The sequence below is a fragment of the Nocardiopsis sp. CNZ308 genome (genome assembly GCF_004217075.1).
Map to the genome: position 1 here is coordinate 6,709,552 of NZ_SHKJ01000001.1, position 18,078 is coordinate 6,727,629.

General features: G+C 73.3%; 22 protein-coding genes and 1 pseudogene. 10 read left to right on the forward strand and 13 right to left on the reverse strand.

Annotation, left to right across the window (positions count from 1 at the left end; all coding sequences use genetic code 11):
• Window positions 1-20: 20 nt before the first annotated feature.
• From EV372_RS28820 to EV372_RS28835, 4 genes are read right to left on the reverse strand one after another with little or no spacing between them, the layout of a single operon-like run.
• Complete coding sequence (locus tag EV372_RS28820; protein WP_013153777.1) at window positions 21-821, reverse strand: HAD-IIA family hydrolase; 801 nt, start codon at window positions 819-821, stop codon at window positions 21-23.
• A 55-nt stretch (window positions 822-876) separates the two neighbouring features.
• Window positions 877-1,299 (reverse strand): hypothetical protein, encoded by a 423-nt coding sequence (locus EV372_RS28825; protein WP_253794213.1) that lies wholly within the window; start codon window positions 1,297-1,299, stop codon window positions 877-879.
• 21 nt (window positions 1,300-1,320) lie between these two features.
• Window positions 1,321-2,073: an SCO1664 family protein gene (locus tag EV372_RS28830; RefSeq protein ID WP_130398672.1), complete on the reverse strand. Its 753-nt coding sequence runs from the start codon at window positions 2,071-2,073 to the stop codon at window positions 1,321-1,323.
• Between the two features lie 58 nt (window positions 2,074-2,131).
• Window positions 2,132-2,713 (reverse strand): DUF3090 domain-containing protein, encoded by a 582-nt coding sequence (locus tag EV372_RS28835; protein WP_013153779.1) that lies wholly within the window; start codon window positions 2,711-2,713, stop codon window positions 2,132-2,134.
• 193 nt (window positions 2,714-2,906) lie between these two features.
• Between EV372_RS28835 and EV372_RS28840 the strand changes: the two genes are divergently transcribed.
• Complete coding sequence (locus EV372_RS28840; protein ID WP_130398673.1) at window positions 2,907-3,344, forward strand: SgcJ/EcaC family oxidoreductase; 438 nt, start codon at window positions 2,907-2,909, stop codon at window positions 3,342-3,344.
• Between the two features lie 252 nt (window positions 3,345-3,596).
• Here EV372_RS28840 and EV372_RS28845 read toward each other — a convergent pair whose 3' ends face one another.
• Window positions 3,597-4,412, reverse strand: a complete 816-nt coding sequence (locus EV372_RS28845; protein WP_130398674.1) for a histidine phosphatase family protein — start codon at window positions 4,410-4,412, stop codon at window positions 3,597-3,599.
• A gap of 232 nt (window positions 4,413-4,644) precedes the next feature.
• Between EV372_RS28845 and EV372_RS28850 the strand changes: the two genes are divergently transcribed.
• Window positions 4,645-5,598: an aldo/keto reductase gene (locus EV372_RS28850; protein ID WP_197044341.1), complete on the forward strand. Its 954-nt coding sequence runs from the start codon at window positions 4,645-4,647 to the stop codon at window positions 5,596-5,598.
• A gap of 249 nt (window positions 5,599-5,847) precedes the next feature.
• Here EV372_RS28850 and EV372_RS28855 read toward each other — a convergent pair whose 3' ends face one another.
• Window positions 5,848-8,124, reverse strand: a complete 2,277-nt coding sequence (locus EV372_RS28855; RefSeq protein WP_130398675.1) for an LLM class flavin-dependent oxidoreductase — start codon at window positions 8,122-8,124, stop codon at window positions 5,848-5,850.
• Between the two features lie 99 nt (window positions 8,125-8,223).
• On the opposite strand from EV372_RS28855, the gene EV372_RS28860 reads away from it, so the two are divergent.
• The 3 genes from EV372_RS28860 to tgmC all read left to right on the forward strand — a co-directional run bounded on the left by EV372_RS28860 (window position 8,224) and on the right by tgmC (window position 12,690).
• Window positions 8,224-8,841: a MarR family winged helix-turn-helix transcriptional regulator gene (locus EV372_RS28860; RefSeq protein WP_486484076.1), complete on the forward strand. Its 618-nt coding sequence runs from the start codon at window positions 8,224-8,226 to the stop codon at window positions 8,839-8,841.
• Between the two features lie 322 nt (window positions 8,842-9,163).
• Window positions 9,164-11,293 (forward strand): helix-hairpin-helix domain-containing protein, encoded by a 2,130-nt coding sequence (locus EV372_RS28865; protein ID WP_130398676.1) that lies wholly within the window; start codon window positions 9,164-9,166, stop codon window positions 11,291-11,293.
• Window positions 11,294-11,514: 221 nt separating this feature from the next.
• On the forward strand, window positions 11,515-12,690 hold the full coding sequence (tgmC, locus tag EV372_RS28875) for an ATP-grasp peptide maturase system methyltransferase (protein ID WP_130398677.1): 1,176 nt from the start codon (window positions 11,515-11,517) through the stop codon (window positions 12,688-12,690).
• 108 nt (window positions 12,691-12,798) lie between these two features.
• On the opposite strand, the gene EV372_RS28880 is transcribed toward tgmC, so the two are convergent.
• The 5 genes from EV372_RS28880 to EV372_RS28900 form a co-directional block, all read right to left on the reverse strand.
• Complete coding sequence (locus tag EV372_RS28880) at window positions 12,799-13,005, reverse strand: hypothetical protein (RefSeq protein WP_130394109.1); 207 nt, start codon at window positions 13,003-13,005, stop codon at window positions 12,799-12,801.
• Window positions 13,006-13,143: 138 nt separating this feature from the next.
• Entirely contained in the window at window positions 13,144-13,323 is a 180-nt protein-coding gene (locus EV372_RS28885; RefSeq protein WP_130394111.1) for a DUF397 domain-containing protein, read from the reverse strand.
• A 61-nt stretch (window positions 13,324-13,384) separates the two neighbouring features.
• Window positions 13,385-13,558, reverse strand: coding sequence for a DUF397 domain-containing protein (locus EV372_RS28890; RefSeq protein WP_130394113.1), 174 nt, complete (start codon window positions 13,556-13,558; stop codon window positions 13,385-13,387).
• Window positions 13,559-13,561: 3 nt separating this feature from the next.
• Entirely contained in the window at window positions 13,562-13,738 is a 177-nt protein-coding gene (locus tag EV372_RS28895; RefSeq protein ID WP_130394115.1) for a DUF397 domain-containing protein, read from the reverse strand.
• The gene (locus tag EV372_RS28900) at window positions 13,735-14,496 is read right to left on the reverse strand and encodes a Scr1 family TA system antitoxin-like transcriptional regulator (RefSeq protein ID WP_130394117.1); all 762 of its coding nucleotides are present in this window, start codon (window positions 14,494-14,496) and stop codon (window positions 13,735-13,737) included. The genes EV372_RS28895 and EV372_RS28900 overlap by 4 nt, the downstream gene beginning before the upstream one ends.
• 229 nt (window positions 14,497-14,725) lie before the next feature.
• Here EV372_RS28900 and EV372_RS28905 point away from each other — a divergent pair, with 229 nt between their 5' ends.
• Complete coding sequence (locus tag EV372_RS28905; protein ID WP_130394119.1) at window positions 14,726-15,178, forward strand: ATP-binding protein; 453 nt, start codon at window positions 14,726-14,728, stop codon at window positions 15,176-15,178.
• A gap of 199 nt (window positions 15,179-15,377) precedes the next feature.
• Window positions 15,378-15,590, forward strand: a complete 213-nt coding sequence (locus EV372_RS28910) for a helix-turn-helix domain-containing protein (protein ID WP_130394121.1) — start codon at window positions 15,378-15,380, stop codon at window positions 15,588-15,590.
• Window positions 15,591-15,725: 135 nt separating this feature from the next.
• Here the strand turns inward: EV372_RS28910 and EV372_RS28915 are convergent, their stop codons facing one another.
• Complete coding sequence (locus EV372_RS28915; protein WP_486484407.1) at window positions 15,726-16,358, reverse strand: TetR/AcrR family transcriptional regulator; 633 nt, start codon at window positions 16,356-16,358, stop codon at window positions 15,726-15,728.
• A 354-nt stretch (window positions 16,359-16,712) separates the two neighbouring features.
• On the opposite strand from EV372_RS28915, the pseudogene EV372_RS29595 reads away from it, so the two are divergent.
• From EV372_RS29595 to EV372_RS29605, 3 genes and pseudogenes are all read left to right on the forward strand, one after another.
• A pseudogene (locus EV372_RS29595) lies at window positions 16,713-16,784 on the forward strand (hypothetical protein); the annotation flags it as partial.
• A 100-nt stretch (window positions 16,785-16,884) separates the two neighbouring features.
• Window positions 16,885-17,076, forward strand: coding sequence for a serine hydrolase (locus EV372_RS29600; protein WP_486484408.1), 192 nt, complete (start codon window positions 16,885-16,887; stop codon window positions 17,074-17,076).
• 465 nt (window positions 17,077-17,541) lie between these two features.
• Window positions 17,542-17,709 (forward strand): hypothetical protein, encoded by a 168-nt coding sequence (locus EV372_RS29605; protein WP_486484409.1) that lies wholly within the window; start codon window positions 17,542-17,544, stop codon window positions 17,707-17,709.
• 252 nt (window positions 17,710-17,961) lie between these two features.
• Here EV372_RS29605 and EV372_RS28925 read toward each other — a convergent pair.
• Window positions 17,962-18,078, reverse strand: a 117-nt coding sequence (locus tag EV372_RS28925) for an SDR family oxidoreductase (RefSeq protein WP_130398678.1), incomplete at its 5' end; no start/stop codon positions are given.

Consider the following 18,078-nt stretch of genomic DNA (forward strand, 5'->3'; position numbering starts at 1 on the left):
CGCCGGTCCCGCCGCAAGCGCTAGTCGCGCTGGAAGGGGTCGCGGGTGATGCCCACCAGCTCTTTGACCGACCCGATCACACGTGTGGGGCGGTAGGGGAACTGCTCGGCGGTCTCGCGCTCGGAGATGCCCGAGAGCACCAGCACGGTCTGCAGGCCCGCCTCCAACCCGCTGAGCACGTCGGTGTCCATCCGGTCGCCCACCATCAGGGTGTTCTCCGAGTGCGCGCCGATCCGGCGCAGCGCCGACCGCATCATCAGCGGGTTGGGCTTGCCCACGAAGTAGGGGCGGCGGCCGGTGGCCTTCTCGATCAGCGCGGCGACCGCGCCCGTGGCGGGCAGCGGACCCTCGGCGCTGGGACCGGTCTCGTCGGGGTTGGTGGCGATGAACCGCGCGCCGCCGCGGACCAGGCGGATCGCGCGGGTTATGGCCTCGAAGCTGTAGGTGCGGGTCTCACCGAGCACCACGTAGTCGGGGTCGCGCTCGGTCATCACGTAGCCGACGTTGTGCAGGGCGGTGGTCAGGCCGGACTCGCCGACGACGTAGGCCGACCCGTTGGGGCGCTGGGTCTGGAGGAACTGGGCGGTGGCCAGGGCCGACGTCCAGATCGACTCCTCGGGGATGTCCAGGCCCGAGCTGAGCAGACGCGCCCGCAGATCGCGGGGGGTGTAGATGGAGTTGTTGGTCAACACCATGAACGGGATCCCGTTCTCGCGCAGCTCCGCGATGAGCTCGTCCGCGCCCGGGATGGGGTGCTGCTCGCGTACGAGCACGCCGTCCATGTCGAATAGGTAGTTCCACTCGTTGCTCACGTGCCCCATTGTGCCGTCCGGGGCAAGGAGCACGCCATTCCCACCCCCCGGTAGGCGAGCACCCTCACACCGGCCCGGTCCCGGCCGCGGGCTCCTCCTCGGGGAAGCGCCCGTCCAGGTGCTCGCGGAAGACCGCCCGCAGGTACTCCCCGTCGCGGCCGCGGGCGGAGCAGCCGACCGCGCTGCCGTCGAGGTGGTCGAGGGTCGCGGTCACCCGTCCGCCCCGCTGGGTGAGCCGGGCGGAGGAGACCTGGGGCAGGCGCACGGGTTCGCGGAAGCTGTCCGCCCCGCGGCCTCCCCCCGCCGTCGCGGCCCGGCCCCGGGAGTCGGCGGCCCGTCGCGCCCACCGCCGCACCCTCGGCAGGAGCAGCAGGGGGAAGCACACGACGAGCAGTACCGGCAGGGCGTGGATCGCGAGCGTGGCGAGGATCTCCCCGGCCCCGTAGTGGAGCCCGGTGAGCAGGAGCGCGGCGAGGCAGACCGCCACCGGCAGGCAGCAGGGCCCGACTCAGATCGGCGGCCAGGGCACCGCGGGCCAGTCCGGCGCCGGGTAGGGGTGGACGCCGTGCTGGATGAGCAGGTCCACCCGGCTGCGCACCGCGTAGGCCTCCGGTCCGGTCAGGTGCCGCGCCAGCTCCCGGGACAGGACGCTGTCCGCGTCGGCGAGCTGGTCGCGCACCGATCCCAGTGCCTCCAGGGCGTCCTGGGGCAGCGGCTGGCCCTGCCACTGCCACAGCACGGTGCGCAGCTTGTAGTCCTCGGCGAGGGAGACCCCGTGGTCGCAGCCGTACAGGTGCCCGCCGGGGGTGGGCAGCAGGTGGCCGATCTTGCGGTCGGAGTTGTTGATGACCGCGTCGAACACCGCCATGCGGCGCAGGTCGGCGTTGTCGGTCTCCCGTGCCAGGGCGACCAGGTCCACGGTGGTGTCGCCGTGCACCCACAGCTGCACCATGCCCTCGCCGAACGGGCCGTCGCGGTGCACCGTGGGCGGGACGATCCCCCAGCCCAGCGCCTCGGAGACGGCGTGGGCGCTGACCTCGCGCCCGGCCAGGGTCCCGTCGGGGAAGTCCCACAGCGGCCGCTCCCCCGCCACCGGCTTGTACACGCAGGCGGCCGAGCGCACGCCGTCGGAGACGGTGCAGTACAGGGTGGCGTTGGAGGCGGCGGTCAGCCGCCCCTCCACGGTGATCTCGCCGGTGCGGAGCAGGTCGAGCCCGACGGCCGGGCTGAGGCCGTCGAAGGCGTCGGCGGTGTCCCTCATCGCGGGCCCCCGGGTCTGCGCGCCCGGCGGCCCGCCGCTGGTGTGCTCATCGGCGTGCTCAGACGAGGCTGTCCGGTCGGTAGCCGTTCTGGCGTACGCAGATGTGGCCGGCGGGGTCGAGCGGGCGTCCGCACAGCGGGCAGTCCGGGCGTCCGGCGGCGACCACCTTCAGCGCGCGTCCGGCGAAGGAGCGCGCGGCGCCGGGGGTGAGGTAGACGCGCAGGACGTCGCGGTGGGCGGGGGCCTCCTCGGCGAAGACCTCCAGCTCCTCCTCGTCGTCCTCCAGCAGGTCCTCACCGGCGGTCTCGTCGATCTCCTGGGCCTCGATGATGACGCGGGCGGCCTCGGCGTCCCAGGCCAGGGCCAGGGTGCCGACCCGGAAGTCCTGCTCGATGGGCTGCTCCAGGGGAGCGTCGTCCTCGGGCGGAGCGGTGTCCTCCGGCGGGGAGCCGAAGCGCCGGTGCACCTCTTCCAGTAGTTCCTCGATACGGGTGGCGAGCGCCTCGACCTGCGCCTTCTCCAGGACCACGCTGGTGATGCGCCCCTCTCCCACGGCTTGGAGGAAGAAGGTGCGGTCTCCCGGCTGGCCCACGGTCCCCGCGACGAACCGCTCCGGCGGATTGAACTGAAAGACGGGCATGCCAAGAACCTTACGGGATGCGGGCCTACCGGCGCCAAACCCGCCGGACGCGCTGGTGGGCCCGGGCGGGGCCGGGGGTCCGGGCGTCGGGCGGGTGCGCACCGCGTCACACCCCCTTGACTTCAACAAATGTTGAGGTTGTTGGTTGGTCCCAGCGGGACGGACCACCGCCCCCGAGAGGAACGGACGCGGCATGAGCGACGCCAAGAAGACCGAGCCCCCTACCCATCGGAGCCCCGGGGACCCCGCGGGGTCCCACGCCGAGATCCACGCTCTCGTGCGCAGCCTGCAGGACGCCTTCAACTCCCACGACCCGGTGGCGCTGGCCGACCACTACGCCGGGGACGCGCTGTGGGCCTCGGCCGCGGGCAGGCGGATGGTCGGTGCCGCGCGGATCGCGGCGTTCGCCAGGGAGGTGGCGCCGAGGCTGGCGGACTCCTACGCCCGGTACGAGGTGGCCGACCTGCTGGAGATCCGTCCGGACGTGATCGCCGTGCAGGTGGCCCAGACGGCGGTGGACGCGGACGGGGAGCCGACCGGTGCTCCCGCGGGCAGCGCGCTGTACGTCTACGCCCGGGGAGAGGACGGCTGGCGCATCAGCGCGGGCCAGAACATGATCGTGGCCCGGTGACCCGTTGACCCGTGGGGCGGGACGTGTTCTCGGGGAGGCAGGACGCCGACCGGGGCCTCCGGCGCGTCTGGCGGTCGGGCCCCGGCCCCGGCGGACCGCCGAGGTTCCTCGGCGGTCCGCCGGGGCCGGGCGGGGCACACGGGTTCAGGCAACGGGCGCGAGGCCGTCGGGGCCGGACTCGCGAGCCGGGCGGGGCGCACCAGGGTCCGGGCGGGGGACCTCCTCCTGCCCGCCTGGGCGGAGGAGGTCCCCTCAGGGGGCGTCGGCGGGGGTCTCCCGGGAGCCCGCGCCGCCGCCCACGGCCGCGTCGCCGCTGGCCTCGGCGGGGGTCGGCAGGCTCGCGGTCAGGCTCTCCCCCGTGTCGTTGAGCTTGTTGAGGAAGGGGCGAGTGCGCGTGTAGGTGATGGAGGTGACCGAACAGGGGTCCACCCGCAGGCGCTGGAACAGGTCCAGGTGCATGCCGAGGGCGTCGGCGACGATGGCCTTGATGATGTCGCCGTGGCTGCACACCACGTACACGGGCGGGTCCTGGGGCGCGGACGGGACACCCGGGACCTCGGACGGGGAACCCGGGGACGGGGCCTCGGACGGCGCCGAGAGCAGGCGGGCGTTCCAGTCGCGCACGGCCGCGACCGCGCGGGCCGAGGACTCGGCCAGGGCCTCCCCGCCGGGGAAGCGCGCGGCGCTGGGGTGGTCCTGCACCACGCGCCAGAGGGGTTCGTCGGACAGTTCACCGAGGCCGCGGCCGGTCCAGGAGCCGTAGTCGCACTCCACGAAGCGCTCGTCGGTGGTGACGGGGACGCCGAGCTGCGCGGCGACGGCCTCGGCGGTCTCCTGGCAGCGTTCGAGCGGGCTGGAGACCAGGGCCGCCGGGCGGAGCCCGGTGAGCCGACCGGCCAGGTGCGCGGCCTGGACGCGGCCGGTGTCGTTGAGGTGGACGCCCTCGGCGCGCCCCGCCAGGCGGGGGCCGGTGGCGTCGGTCATCCCGTGCCGGATGAGGAGGAGGGTGACCGCCTCGGGTGCGGGCGGTGGGGGCGGAGTGTCCTGGGGTGCTGCGGGTGTCGCCATGGTCACAGGGTAGGCCCGTGGCGGACGGGAGGGCAGGACCCCGGCCGCGGCCGCGGGGACGGTGTGCCGCGGCGGGCGCGGCGGATCCGGGCCACCAGGTTCGAAGGGCCCGTTCCCGGAGCCGGAACACGGGCGCGGGCGCGGCGAACGCCCCGGTCACGGCCGCGCCGGAGGGGAGCGGCGGGGGGTGGGCCCAGGGACGGCGTCGGACGGACGCGGTACTCTCCGCCGCATGGAACAGCGACAGGTGGGCAGATCAGGGCTCTGGGTCTCTCGTACCGCTCTCGGCACGATGACCTGGGGCAAGGACACCTCCGAGGAGGAGGCCGGGCAGCAGCTCACCGCGTTCGTGGACGCGGGCGGCACGCTCGTGGACACCGCGGACATCTACACCGGCGGCCAGAGCGAGCGGATCCTGGGGCGCCTGCTGCGCGCCTCGGTGCGCCGCGAGGACGTGGTGGTGGCCACCAAGAGCGGCCACACGCCCGACGGCTACCGGCCGGTGGACGCCTCCCGGCGGCACCTGCTGGCCTCCCTGGACGCCTCGCTGCGACGCCTTCAGACCGACTACGTGGACCTGTGGCAGCTGCACGTGTTCGACCCCTCCACGCCGCCCGAGGAGTCGCTGGCCGCGATGGAGGCGGCCGTGGCGGCGGGCAAGGCGCGCTACGTGGGCACGGGGAACCTGGAGTCGTGGCAGTTCGCGACCCTGGCCACCTGGCAGCGCGCGCACCCCGGGCGCGTGCCCCTGGTGAGTGTGGGGACCGAGTACTCGCTGCTCAACCGGGGCGCCGACCACGGCCTGCGGCCCGCCGCGGCGGTGGCCGGGGCCCACCTGATCGCGTGGTCGCCGCTGGGGCGCGGCGTGCTCACCGCCAAGTACCGCAACGGGACGCCGCCGGACTCGCGGGCGGCCTTCTCCCACATGGCGCCGTACGTGGAGCCCTACCTGGACGACCGCAGCCGCCGGGTGGTGGAGTCGGTGTGCACGGCGGCCGAGGGCCTGGGCGTGTCGCCGCTGGCGGTGGCGCTGAGCTGGGCGCGCGACCAGGAGGGCGTGGCCGCGGCGGTGGTCGGTCCGCGCACCCTCGCCCAGCTGGAGGAGATCCTGGGTGTGGAGGGCGTGGAGCTACCGCCCAAGATCCGCGACGCGCTCGACGACGCCACGGCGCGCCCCGAGCGCTGAGGCCCCCGTCGGTGCTCCCCCGGTCCCTCCTCCGGGGAACGCGCGGAGCGGCACCGACCGGCGGCGACGCCTAGGGCCCACACACGCGGGGGCCGCGATCGAGCGCTGAAGGGTCGGCCGTGGCCAACCCCCCGGCGCCCGCGCACGCGGGGAACGCCCCGCCGCCCGTCCGGTTCCGGCCGGGCCCGATCAGCCGCACGGCGCGCCCACCGCCGGTTCCATGGTGGGCGAGCCCACGGCCGGGCCCGCTCAGCCCCGGATCGCGGGCGGGATCGAAAAGTTCTTGTCGAACACGTTGTGCGGGTCGTACGCGGCCTTGAGGGCCCGCAGCCTGTCCAGGGTGGGCTCGGGGAAGGCCTGCGCGAGCACCTCGGGTCCGGTACGGGTGTCGAAGCTCAGGTACATGCCCTCCAGGTGCTTGTCCAGGTCCGCCCACCGCTCGTCCATGCGCACGGCGCTCCGGGTTCCCGTCATGGCCGCCAGCACGAAGTTCTGCGACCGGTGGGCGTAGGCGGTGGCGTCGGCCGCCAGGTCGTTGACCGCGCCGCCGACCTGTCTGAGCTGCATGAACATGACGTCGCCCGAGGTGAGCAGCCCGGCCAGGCCCTCGGACGCGTCCGGGGTGATGTGGTGCAGCAGGCCCGAGCGCGCCTCGGGCAGCCCGTGGCCCTGGTGGGGCCCGTCGGGGCGGGCGAGGATCGCGGGGTAGGGCGCGAGCTGGGCGCGCTGGTCCAGGACGGGGCCCACGGACAGGAAGGGCTCCAGCGCCCGCACGGCCAGGTCGGTGTCGTCCCCGGCGTAGACCACCATGGCCTGGGCCGCGGGGCCGCTCCCGCCGCGCGCGGGGCCGGTGGTGAGGAAGGCGGTGACCTCGCGCGGCGCTGCCTCGGCGACCTCGCCCCAGGCCCGGAGGAAGGCGGCGGTGTCGGTCGCGTCGTAGACGAACTGGCCGAGGACCACGTCGCGCACCGGGGCGGCCGTGGCCTCGACGGCGGTGAGCACGCCGAAGTTGGCGCCCGCGCCGCGCATGGCCCAGAACAGGTCGGGGTGGTGGTCGGCGTCGGCGCGCACGGGGGTTCCGTCCGCGGTGACGACCTCGACGGCGGTGACGTTGTCGATGGTCAGGCCGTGGGCGCGGGACATGTAGCCCACGCCGCCGGTGGTGGCCAGTCCCCCGACGCCCACTCCCCCGTGGTCGCCCGAGCTGAGGGCCAGGCCGTGGAAGGCGAGGGTGTCGGCGACCTCGCCCCAGCGGGCACCGGCGCCGAGCCGGACCAGGCCGGACTCCGCGTCCAGGACCTCGACGCCGTTCATCCGCGAGAGGTCCACGACGACGCCGCCGTCGCCGGTGGAGCGCCCGCTGATGCCGTGGCCGCCGCTGCGCACGTGCAGGTCGGCGTCCTGGGCGCGGGCGTGGGCGAGGGCCTCGGCGACCTCCTCGGCGCTGCCGGGGCGCAGGACCAGTCCCGGTGAGCCCTTCTGCATGTAGCCGTGGCGGACGCGGGCGTAGGCGCGGTCGCCGGGTTCGACGGCGTGCTCGCGCAGGCTCTCGGGGACGCCGTCGTAGTCGATGCCGGAGCGGCGCGCGGCCAGGGAGGCGGCGGCGCGGGCCGGGCCGGTGTCGGTGCCCGCGTCGGCGCGCTCGCGCTCCACGGCCTCGCGCAGGGCGGGGGCGACCTCGGCGCCGAAGGTCTGGATGGTGCGCGGGTCGTCGGTGCCCACGATGAACGTGGAGTAGCCGTGTTCGAGGACCAGGGGCAGCAGGTCGTCCACCCACTGCTCGGGCGGGCCCTGGAGGAAGTCCTTCCCGGTGGGCAGGAAGGCGATCTGGGCGAGGTTGAGCATGCGGCGGACCTGGCGGGGGTCGCGCCCGGCGGCCAGCGCGGCCTCGTCGATGGTGCGGTGGGCCTCGGCCATGTCCTCCAGCTTGAGGTAGCCGAGACTGGGCAGCCAGCCGTCCGCCTTGGCGCCGACCAGCCGCAGCATGCGGGGCTTGTAGGCGCCCAGGCTGATGCCGATCTCGTGGGCGGGCGCGGGGCCGCGCTTCATGCCGCGCACGCGGTGGTGCTCCCCGTCCACGCGGACGCCGCCGCGGGCGTCGGTGTCCCAGGCGGCGCGGATGACGTCGATGCCCTCGCTGAGCGCGTCCACGGCCTGGCGCGGGGTGAGGCGCTTGCCGCCCATGCCCTCGATGCCGTCCCAGAACGCTCCGGCGCCCAGGGCGAGTTCGAAGCGGCCGTGGGAGAGCAGGTCGAGGCTGGCGGCGGAGCGGGCGAGCACCCCGGGCGGGCGCAGGGGCAGGTTGAGGACGTTGGCCGACACGCTCAGGCGCGTGGTGCGCGCGGCCACCCAGCTGAGCAGGGTCCAGGTGTCGAGGAAGCCGGGGTTGTAGGGGTGGTCCTGGAAGGTGGCCAGGTCCAGTCCGGCCGCCTCGGTGAGTTCGGCGAGCGCGACGGTGCGGTCGGGGTCCTGCGCCGCGGGTGTGATGAAGGTGCCGAACCTGAGGGGGTGTCCGTAGTCGGGCATGGGTTCTCTCCTCGGGAGGAAGCCGGAACTAGTTTGTCGAATCAACGATGTTGGCAACAACTTATCTTGTGTGCCACCTATTCCTGGTAGCCTCGGGGCATGGCACTCCCCACTCCGAAGCCCGGCCGGTCCCCGGCCGGGGACGCGGGCCCGGCCTCGGGCGCGGACGCGACTCCGGGACAAGGCACCGACCTGGGGTGGTCGCTGGCCGTGGTCCTGCGCCGGTGGCACGAGCGGGTGGAGGCGGTCCTGGACGGCGTCCCGCACGGCAGCCGCGGCTACCACGTGCTCACCGCGGTCTCACTCGACGAGCCCCCCACGCAGGCGGCCCTGGCCGAGCGGCTGCTGATCGACCGCAGCGTGATGACCTACCTCCTCGACGACCTGGAGGAGGCCGACCTCGTGCGGCGCCGGGTGGACCCCGGTGACCGGCGGGTGCGGCGGGTGTGCGCCACCGCGCACGGCCGCGAGGTCCTGGCCTCGATCAGCGAACGCGTGCGCGGGGTGGAGGAGGAGGTCCTGACGGGACTCGACGCGCCCGCGCGCGAGCTGTTCCGCCAGATCGCCCAGCGCGCGGCCGTCGCCATCCAGGAGTCCTCCCCCACGACCGACCCGTGCGCGGCCGTGCGCCAGGTCGTCGGCCCGGACGGACCGGACGGGAAGCCGGGAAAGCGGGAGGGGCGGCGCGGGCGCGGCAACCGGGCGAAGCGGGAGTAACGGGCGGACCGGGGGCGTTCCCGGGCTCCGGAACGCGTACGGGAGGCGTGCGGGGTGCGGGCGGGCTTCGGCGGGCGACCGGGGCGGGCGGTAACAGACGACCGGGGTACGTGGTGGCGGGCAACCGGAGCGGGCCACGGCGGGCGTCGGGGTGCGTGGTGGCGGGCGGCTGCGGGCAGACGGGGTATGTGGCGGCGGGCCACAGCAGGCGGCCGGGGTACGTGGCAACGGCTGGACGGCCGGAAGCGGGAACTGAGCGTCGTCGCCAGTCGATAGGCTCCCCCAGAGTCCGTGAACCGTATGACGAGGGGAACCGCCCGAGGTGTCCGAGGCAGAACAGGTCAGTGCCGTCCTTGACCGGATGGGCGCGCCGGGCGCCCTGGCGCCCCGGCTGCTGGGCGTACTGGGGCCGGGGGCCGCCGCCGCGCTGGACGCGAACCCGTGGCTGCTGCTGCGCCTGCCGCAGGTGACCGCGGAGCAGGCCGACTTCTGCGCCCGCAGGCACCTGGGCGAGGGCGCGCGGCCCGACGACCCCCGGCGGCTGGCGGCCTTCACCGAGCACGTGCTGCGCATGTCCGCCGCGCGCGGGCACACCGTGGTGGAGGAGAAGAAGCTGGCTTCGGTCGTGGGCAAGCTCGGGGTGGCCGACCCGGCCGCCGCGCTGGAGGCGGCCGTGGCCGACGGGAGCGCGGTGGTGCTGGAGAGCACCGACGAGGACGACGACGAGGACTTCGACTTCAGCGGGGGCGGGGTCCCGGACCTGCCCGACACCGAGCTGTTCTACGCCCTGCCCGAGGTGGGGCACGCCGAGCAGCGGCTGGGCGAACAGCTGCTGCGGCTGATCGGCGGCAACGAGCCGATCATGGACTCGATGACCGCGGGCGAGACGGTGGACGCGGCCGAGGAGCGGGGCGGGTTCACCGTCTCGGACCGCACACGCGAGGCCCTGGTGACGGCGACCCTGCGCCCGGTGACGGTGCTGCGGCACGGCCCCGGCGACGCGGCGGAGATCGCGCGGGCACTGGTGTGCCTGGACGCGATCGCCACCGACAGCCAGGTGGGGATCGCGGTGGCGGCGCCGACCGCGCAGGCCGCGGCGGCCGTCAACGCCGACCTGGCGCGGGTCCGCCGGGAGCGGGCCGCTGCCGGAGCTTCCGAGGGGGCGCGGACTTCCGGGGATGCCGGAGGGGCGCCGGAGACCGGGGCCGGAGACGAGGCCGCCGAGGAGACCCGGGGGGCCGAGGAGGACGAAGCGGCGCAGGGGACCGAGGGAGCTGAGGCTGCCTCGGGCGAGCAGGGAGCTTCGGAGGCCCAGGGGACTTCGGAGGTACAGGACACTGCGGACGCGCAGCAGACCCCGGCGACACAGGAGGCTCCGGACACGCAGGGGTCCGAAGAGTCCGAAGAGGCTGGCGAAGCGCGGGAGGTCCGGGAGCAGCCGGAACAGCGGAGCCAGCGGGTACAGCAGGGCCAGGAGGGTCAACAGCGCCACGAGGGACAGCAGGGCCAGCAGGGTCCCGGGGAGGCGGTTCAGGCCCCCGTGCGGGCGGTGTCGCTGCCCGCGCTCCTGGCGCAGGCCCCGTTGAAGGCCGGTCTCGTGGTGCTGTGCGAGGCGATGTCGGTGGGCGCGGCCCGAGCCGCCGAGCTGGCGTCGGTGTGCGCGGACGACGCGCACCTGGTGCTGCTGGCCGACCCGAACCAGGCGCCCTCGGCGACACCGGGCCAGGTGGTGGTGGACATCGCCGCTTCGCGGACCGCGCACGTGGCCGAGGTGTCCGACGACGACGCTCCGGGGCCGATCGCGGAGCTGGCGGCGGCCGTGGCCGAGGGCGGGGTTCCCGAGGTGGAGGCGCCCGGGCGCGAGGTGGTGCGGGTTCCGGCGGCGTCGGCCGAGGAGGCGGTGCACCGGGTGGTGCAGTTGGTGACGGACTCGATTCCGCGCGCGTTGGGCATCGGGGCCGAGCACGTGCAGGTGGTGACCGCGCGGGAGGACGGCCCGGCCGGTGCGCGGGCGGTCAACGCCGCGTGCAAGGAGAGACTGAACCCGGGGCCGGGCGCGCACGGCGGGTTCGACGTGGGCGACCGGGTGCTGTTCACGGCGGAGGGCCCCGGCTACGGGCCCGGTGACACCGGTCATCTGCGCGAGGTGGACGGCGGTGCCGTGGTGGAGCTGGTCGGCGGCGGTCGCGTCAAGGTGACCGACCCGGCGGCGCTGCGCCCGGGCTGGGCGGTGACGGTGGCCGCCGCGCACGGGGGCCGGTGGCCCGCCGTGGTGGCGGTGTTCCCGCCCGAGGTGCCGGTGTCGCGGCCGCAGGTGTACACGGCGCTGACCCGCGCGACGCGACACGTGTCGCTGGTGGACGCGACCGGCGGCGGGCTGGAGACCGGGGTGCGTGAGAACGCGGCGAAGGAGCGGACGACCCGCCTGGTGAGAATCCTGCGCGAGGGATAGACCCGCAGCCCAGGAAGCACGCGCCCCGCGCACGGACTCTCCCGGTCGACCGGAGTGGAGTTGGTACCGCCGGGCTCCGGTCCCGACCCGTTCGCCCTGCGCGCGAACGGCGGTTGGGCGATGCTGGAGTGCAACCCGAACGGCCAGTGGGCCTTCCTGGACCCCGACACCGTCCGGGGCATCACAATGGCGCTTGCCGACCTACTGGAGAAGATCCCTGCATGAGTGAGGACGTGACGGGGCAGCGGTTGCGCCTCGCGCTGGCGCAGGAGCTGCACGCCAACGGGGTACTGCGCGGAAGCGGGTGGAAAGAGGCGGTCGAAACGGTCCCGCGCGAGGTGTTCGTGGGCGAGGCCGTGTACCAGCTCGACCGGGAAGGCCTGTGGCGGGTGGTCCGCCGCTCGGACCTGCCGGAGGCGGACTGGCTGACGATGGTCTACCAGGACGACACGTGGGTCACGCAGGTGGAGGGAGTCAACGCCGCCGACCCGCACCCGCCGTCGGTGGGAGCGCCGACATCGTCCTCGTCCCTGCCGAGCCTGGTGGTGGGGATGCTCGAAGACCTGGACGTGCGGGACGGCCAGAGGGTTCTTGAGGTCGCGACCGGAACCGGGTACTCCACCGCGTTGTTGTGCCACCGGCTGGGCCAGGAGCGGGTGACCTCGGTGGAGGTGGACGCCGGGATCGCGGCGCGGGCCGAGAAGGCGCTGGCCCACGTCGGCTACCGCCCTCGCCTGCTGGTCCAGGACGGTTACGGCGGCGGCTGGGCCCTGGGGGAGCGTTGGGACGACGGGGAGGATGTGGTCTACGACCGGATCATCGCCACGTGCGCGTTCCGGTTCGTCCCCCTGCCCTGGCTCGGGCAGGTCGGGCCGGGGGCGAAGGTCCTCGTGACCTTGGCGGGATGGCTGGGCGCCAACGCACAGGTGCTGCTGGAAGCCGAGGAGGACGGAACCATGCGGGGCCGGTTCCTGCCCGTGCAGAGGTCGTTCATGATGGCACGGTCGATGCGGGCACCGGCGGAGGCGCCGCTCGTACTGGGGCCGAACGTGCCCCAGCGTCCCACGGATGTGGGGGCCGAAGTACTCGATGACTGGACGGGGCGGTTCGTGGTCCAGCTCACCGTTCCCGAGGCCGTACCGATGGTGGTGGGGCCGAGCCGCGGTGTGCGCGATATCGGAACCGGATCGTGGGCGTTGGTCGACGAGGACGCAGACGGGACCGGGGTGAGCCAGCACGGGCCGGTCAACCTCTGGGGCCGCGTCGAGAGCAGCGTTCGGTGGTGGAGGGCGCTGGGTGAGCCCTCGGTGTCCGAGTTCGGCCTCACCGTGTCTCCAAGGGAACAGCGGGTGTGGCTGGGGTCGCCGGGAGGGCCGTCGTGGAAGCTGCCGGTGTGAGGGGATCGGTGCTGTAGCGGGTCAGGGCCAGGGAAAGAGGTCCCCTACCGTCTGCTCGGGGGCCGTACGACGGCGGTCCGCGCCTGGAGGACCAGGCGCGGGGCGTCGTCATCCCATCTGGCCGGGGTACTTGACCGCTCGGGCGACGACTTTCGCGTACCTGTCGGCCTGCTCGTCGGTGTGCGCGTACATGATGATCGTGTCGGAGCCGCGGGACCGGACCTCCCAGACCGCCCCCGTGCCGTGGGTGCCGGGCGGCAGGTTGGTGAAGAGGACGTCGGGATAGCGGGAGGACAGCTCCTCGTGAGTAGCCATGGTGGACACCGTAGCCAGGTGTGGCCGGTTGTGGGCCCGGTTTGGCGGTGTATGCGTGGCTGGTGCGGAGCGGGTGACGGGTGGGAAACAGAAACCGGCCCTGCCCAGGCGTGGGCAGGGCCGGATCGAGGTACTTCGCTACCGGACGCGCATCGCAGCCAGTAGTGCTGTCCACTCCGAGGCCTCGGCCGACAGGTAGCCCAGCTCCCGGTTCTGGGTGTCCCGAACCAGTGTCTCAGAGCCCTCACTAACCTCGACGCAACTTCCGCTACCGCTGCTGTAGCTGGACGTGTGCCAGGAAGCGTTCTCGCTGCTCATCACAGACCTTTCAAGCTCGCATGGAGGGTTTCGAGGAACCGTCGTGAAGACAGCGCCACCGCTACTGGCCACGCACCACAGCCAGTAGCGCCGTCCACTCGGAAGCCTCGGCCGACAGATGGCCCAGCTCCCGGTTCTGGGTGTCACGAACGTGGGTGGTAGGCCCTTCCGCGACCTCCACACAGTTCCCGCCGTCACCACCGCTGTAGCTGGACTTGTGCCAGTCAGACTTCACGGCTCATCCCTTCGTGACAGCGAGAACGGCGGCCCACTCCTGACGAGCGAACGTCAGATGCCCCTGGTTCCGATTCTGAGTGTCACGCACGTCCGAACCAGCCTTGTGCTCGCGGATCTCAACGCAGTTGCCCCCGTTGGCGCTGTAGCTGGACTTATGCCATTCGGTGGTGGTGTTCATGTGAGCTTCCTCAGTACATCGAGCGAGAGTGCAAGTGGCAGGGATGCTGCCAGCGCGGTGGTGGCTTGAGCGGACAGTCTGTCGTGCGTGCTGTCCTCGTGGATCACGTTACCGTCAGCGTGATCACTGACGACCGCGAGTTCCCCTGACTCCAGACGGAAGAGCATCAACGGAGCCGAAGGGCCGAGGAGCGTCGTTCCCTCAGGCACAAGGTGCACCGCGACCCGCCCTGTTTCAGCCCACTCGATGAGGTACGGCACCTGCGCCCGACGAAGGGGCTCAGGGAGGCCAGATACAGCCGCAACAGGAAAGACAGCAGTCACTTCGAGGTCAGGCAACTCTTCCAATCTGCCTGTGCGCAGAGCCACCAAGCGATCAAGCTCCTTCGCGGTGGCAAGCGGCTGCGCTGTCCGAAACACACCACGGGCGACCTCCGGACACTGCAACAACCCAGGAATAAGAGCAGGCGCCACAATGCTGAGCTGCCTTGCGGCACGCTCTATGGCTTCCAAATCTCGTGCCCACTCGGGCAGGGCATGTCCACTCGTAGCCTGACGCCACGCAGCGATCAGCTTCCCATCCGCGCGGAGTACCTTGTCCATTTTCTCCGCAAGAGGGAGGTGGGGAAGGGATTGTCCGTTCACCCACCGGGATACGGAAGCGGCAGAACAGCCCACCCGAGCAGCCAACTGCTCCTGAGTGAGGCCTTGCAAATCGCGGAAGGTCTTAATGAGTTCACGAAACGGAGGGTCGCTCATGCTCGGAATATTACGCCGAGCTTCCGAGGCCTGTCCGGCCTTTTCGCAAGTTCTTCAGGTAGTGGCGTGAGGAGAGCAAGAAACACCAAGGTTAGGGCTCGAAGGCCCGGTGCAACCGCGAGGTAGCCAAGGCGCACAAGTATGTGATGGCAGCAAGAAGCCCCGGAGACCGAAGTCGAAGGCGGCCCCCGAGGCAAGGCGCTCCACCCCGAAAGCCCCGAGGTGAAACATGCAAAAGTCTACCGTTCCGCCCATCCCGCTTCCACGCCGACTGTGCGGAACCGCCACCAAATCAGGCATTCTGCTCGGCCCCGAACTCGGCCACGTCAAGATCGCCCGCCGCTGGGCCGCCCAAGCCACCCGCTCCCGGCCCAGCCTGGCCGAACCCGTCGGCATCGCCGTCTCCGAGATGACCACCAACGCCCTGCGCCACTCGGCGTCCGGGCTCCCCGGAGGCACCATCCGCGTCGAGATCGAACGCACCCCGCGCCACCTCGAACTCCGCGTCACCGACAACGGACCCCGCCCCGGAGAACAACCCACGTTCCCGGCCGTGCCTGCGGCCGAACCCCTCCGGGTCGGCGGCAACGGCCTACGCCTGGTCGAGGCCGTGTGCTCCTACTGGGACTGGAAGCAACACTCCTGCGGCGCGATCACCGTCCGCGCCGTCTTCCCCTGGTAACCCGCTCCCCGGGCGGACCAGCCCTTCCAGACTCCGCACCACCCACCTGTCCCCCGGGCCGGTGCGGATGGGCCGATGCGGAGTGCACCGGCCCAAAGCCCCGCCCTCCCCTTCCCCGGGAGGGCGGGGCCACCCCACCAACCACCCGCACAACACCCAGCGCCGAGTACCGAACCCCCGAAGACACGGAAAGCCCCTCATGCCCGACTACAGCTACCTCCTCGACGGACGCCCCGACGTCCTCACACCCAGCGAAGTCGCCGCCCTGTTCAACATCCGCCCCCGCAGCCTCCACCGAGGCGAATGGGACAACGTCCTCAAACCCTTCCGCACCCCCGGCGGAGCACGCCGCTACCCCAAAGAACACATCGCCACCCTCCTCAACCAGCCAGACCCCCCGACCTGCCCCTGAACCCGCGCGAACACCTCCAGAGCCCACGCGAGGGCATCGACAGCGCGTCTGCGGGGAGGCAACCCGCCACACGACCGGGGCACTCGGGCCACTCCGGCCCTCCCGGAGGCGGCACCGCCACCGCAGCCGAGAAAGTCAGCGGTTCAGCGCGCGTACTGGCGGCACTCTCCGTGAACACCGAACCCAGTTCCGCGCGCAACGCCTCCCGGGCGCGCTCGGCGGCTCCCGGCCCGCCCCGGTAGACCTGGGTGGCCAGCCCTCGGCCACGGCGGCGACGCGGGCGGCGGACGCGGCGGCGTCCACGTCCGCCTCCACCTCACCGCACTCCACGCCGTTGCGCACCGCCCGGGCGATCTCGGCGTGCAGCGCGTCCGCCGTGCGCGCGTCCACCTCGGCCAGGGCCGGGTTCTCCAGGGCCCGTCCGGCGAAGACGCGGATCACCCGGAACTCCGCCCGGCGGGGTTCGTCCAGGGCAGGTGCTCGGCCAGCGCGGCCAGCAGGATCTCGGGAAATGGTCCTCTCGTGCCGGGTCCCCTCACCGACGACGTCCGCGACGCGGGTGGCGACGGCCGTACTGACCCGCTCGAACGCGTGCAGCAGCATGTCGTCCTTGGACGGGAAGTAGTGCTGCACGAGCCCGACGGAGATCCCGCCGCGCGCGGCCGTGCGGGCCACGGTCACGGCGTCCAGCCCCCGTTCGGCGATCAGCTCGCACACGGCACCGGTGATCTGCGTGCGCCTCTGGGCGTGGTCTGCGGTTCTCGGCACCGGATAACCGTATCATGGTACGGTCATAATCGTATGGACATACGGTTATCGGAAGGCCCCTCATGCCGCTCCCCCTCGCGCACGTCCCCTCGCCCTGCTGCTCGCCCTGTCCCCCGTGGTCACGACCCCACCGGACGACGCGTCTCCCCCCCCCCTCCGTGATGGACGCCTACGTCGGGAGCGGATGGCGGCCACCAACACCCCGGGCTGGCCTACGCCGTGGTCGGCCCGAGGGCGTCGAGCACCAGGGAACCTTCGGCGTGGACGGCGACGGCGCCCCGGTGGACGAGCACACCCCGTTCCTGTGGGGTCGTGGCCAAGCCCGTGACCGCCACCGCCGCGCTGGTCCTGGCTATGGAGGGGCGCCTGGACTGGACGCCCGGTCCGGACTACCTGCCGGTCTTCGCGGAGTTCGGCGCCGACCCCACCGTGCGCGACCTGCTCACCCAGACCTCGGGCTCACCGGGCGCACCGCCGCCGCCACCAGCGACCTGTACGGCGAGCGGGCCCGGACCTGGACGCGCGGGTGGCGCGCGTCGCCGCCTCGGAGCCGGGGACCCCGGGCACGCACGAGTACAGCAGCGCGAACTACCTCGTGCTGGGCGCCGTCCTGGAGGAGGTGACCGGCGACTTTCGCGGGTACCTGCGCGAGAGCGTCCTGGAGCCGACGGGGATGGACGGCGTCTTCGCCAGCGCGGGGCGCGCGAGGCCGGGCTGAGCCCGGGGCACCGCACACTGTGGGGCGTGCCGGTGGCCGACGCCGACGGTGTGGACGACGCGGGAGCGGCCTACGGCTACCTGGGCGGGGACGTCACCGACCTGGCCGCGTTCGCGCGGGCGCAGGTGGCGGCGGAACCGCCCGTGCTGGACGCCGCCGCGCTGGAGCGGGCCCGCACAGGGCTGGTCCCGGTCCCCGGTTCGGCGCAGGAGTACGGCCTGGGCTGGCGCGACACGCCCTGTCCGATCTCGGTGAGCCGATCGTCTTCCACGGCGGTTCGACCCCGGGGTACGCGGCGATCGTGGTGGTGCTGCCCGAACGGGAGAGGGCGGTGGTGGTCCTCCAGAACACCTACGACATGCTGCGCGACAACGGGATCCAGGCGGTCGCCTTCGGGCTGGCCCACATGCTCGCGGGCGGCGACTCCCCCCTCCTCCCGGCACCGACCCGCTGTACCTGGCGTCGGTGTGGACGCCCACGGCCGCCGCGGCGGCGCTGGGCGCGGGCGCCGTCGCGGCCGTGCGGGTCCGGCGGCCCCGCAGGTGGGCGAGCGCGCTGTGGTCGGCCCTGGGGCTGGTCGCGGTGGCCGCCGCGGTGGGGTGGCGGCGAGCCACGGTCTGCGCCCGGCCCTGACCTGGGTGCCCGACGTGACGGCGGCGACGCTGGCGGCGGGTGTGCTCGGTGCGGCGGTGGTGGTCCTGCGCCCGCTGGCGCACCGGCGCGACGCCCGGTCCCGGACCTGACCCCCGGCGTACGAGGCGACGCCACCGTCATGGCCCGCACCCTCTGGCGCACCGGCGCGACACCCGGTCCCGGACCTGACCACCGGCGCACGGGGCGGCCCGCCGCGGCCCGACCGGCGGGCCCGGCCGCGGCGGGACGCGCTCAGATCCGGTCGAGGAAACCGCCGTCCACCATCAGGTTCTGTCCGGTGACGTAGGCCGCGGCCGGGCTGGCCAGGAAGGCCACCGCGCGGGCGACCTCGTCGGGGTGGCCGAGGCG

What these genes read in the sequence shown, in the direction of transcription:
- EV372_RS28820 (WP_013153777.1), bottom strand. Translation starts at nt 821, where the DNA reads ATGGGGCACGTGAGCAACGAGTGGAACTACCTATTCGACATGGACGGC.
- EV372_RS28830 (WP_130398672.1), bottom strand. Translation starts at nt 2,073, where the DNA reads ATGAGGGACACCGCCGACGCCTTCGACGGCCTCAGCCCGGCCGTCGGG.
- EV372_RS28835 (WP_013153779.1), bottom strand. Translation starts at nt 2,713, where the DNA reads ATGCCCGTCTTTCAGTTCAATCCGCCGGAGCGGTTCGTCGCGGGGACC.
- EV372_RS28840 (WP_130398673.1), top strand. Translation starts at nt 2,907, where the DNA reads ATGAGCGACGCCAAGAAGACCGAGCCCCCTACCCATCGGAGCCCCGGG.
- EV372_RS28845 (WP_130398674.1), bottom strand. Translation starts at nt 4,412, where the DNA reads ATGGCGACACCCGCAGCACCCCAGGACACTCCGCCCCCACCGCCCGCA.
- EV372_RS28850 (WP_197044341.1), top strand. Translation starts at nt 4,645, where the DNA reads ATGGAACAGCGACAGGTGGGCAGATCAGGGCTCTGGGTCTCTCGTACC.
- EV372_RS28855 (WP_130398675.1), bottom strand. Translation starts at nt 8,124, where the DNA reads ATGCCCGACTACGGACACCCCCTCAGGTTCGGCACCTTCATCACACCC.
- EV372_RS28860 (WP_486484076.1), top strand. Translation starts at nt 8,224, where the DNA reads ATGGCACTCCCCACTCCGAAGCCCGGCCGGTCCCCGGCCGGGGACGCG.
- tgmC (WP_130398677.1), top strand. Translation starts at nt 11,515, where the DNA reads ATGAGTGAGGACGTGACGGGGCAGCGGTTGCGCCTCGCGCTGGCGCAG.
- EV372_RS28880 (WP_130394109.1), bottom strand. Translation starts at nt 13,005, where the DNA reads ATGGCTACTCACGAGGAGCTGTCCTCCCGCTATCCCGACGTCCTCTTC.
- EV372_RS28885 (WP_130394111.1), bottom strand. Translation starts at nt 13,323, where the DNA reads ATGAGCAGCGAGAACGCTTCCTGGCACACGTCCAGCTACAGCAGCGGT.
- EV372_RS28895 (WP_130394115.1), bottom strand. Translation starts at nt 13,738, where the DNA reads ATGAACACCACCACCGAATGGCATAAGTCCAGCTACAGCGCCAACGGG.
- EV372_RS28900 (WP_130394117.1), bottom strand. Translation starts at nt 14,496, where the DNA reads ATGAGCGACCCTCCGTTTCGTGAACTCATTAAGACCTTCCGCGATTTG.
- EV372_RS28905 (WP_130394119.1), top strand. Translation starts at nt 14,726, where the DNA reads ATGCAAAAGTCTACCGTTCCGCCCATCCCGCTTCCACGCCGACTGTGC.
- EV372_RS28910 (WP_130394121.1), top strand. Translation starts at nt 15,378, where the DNA reads ATGCCCGACTACAGCTACCTCCTCGACGGACGCCCCGACGTCCTCACA.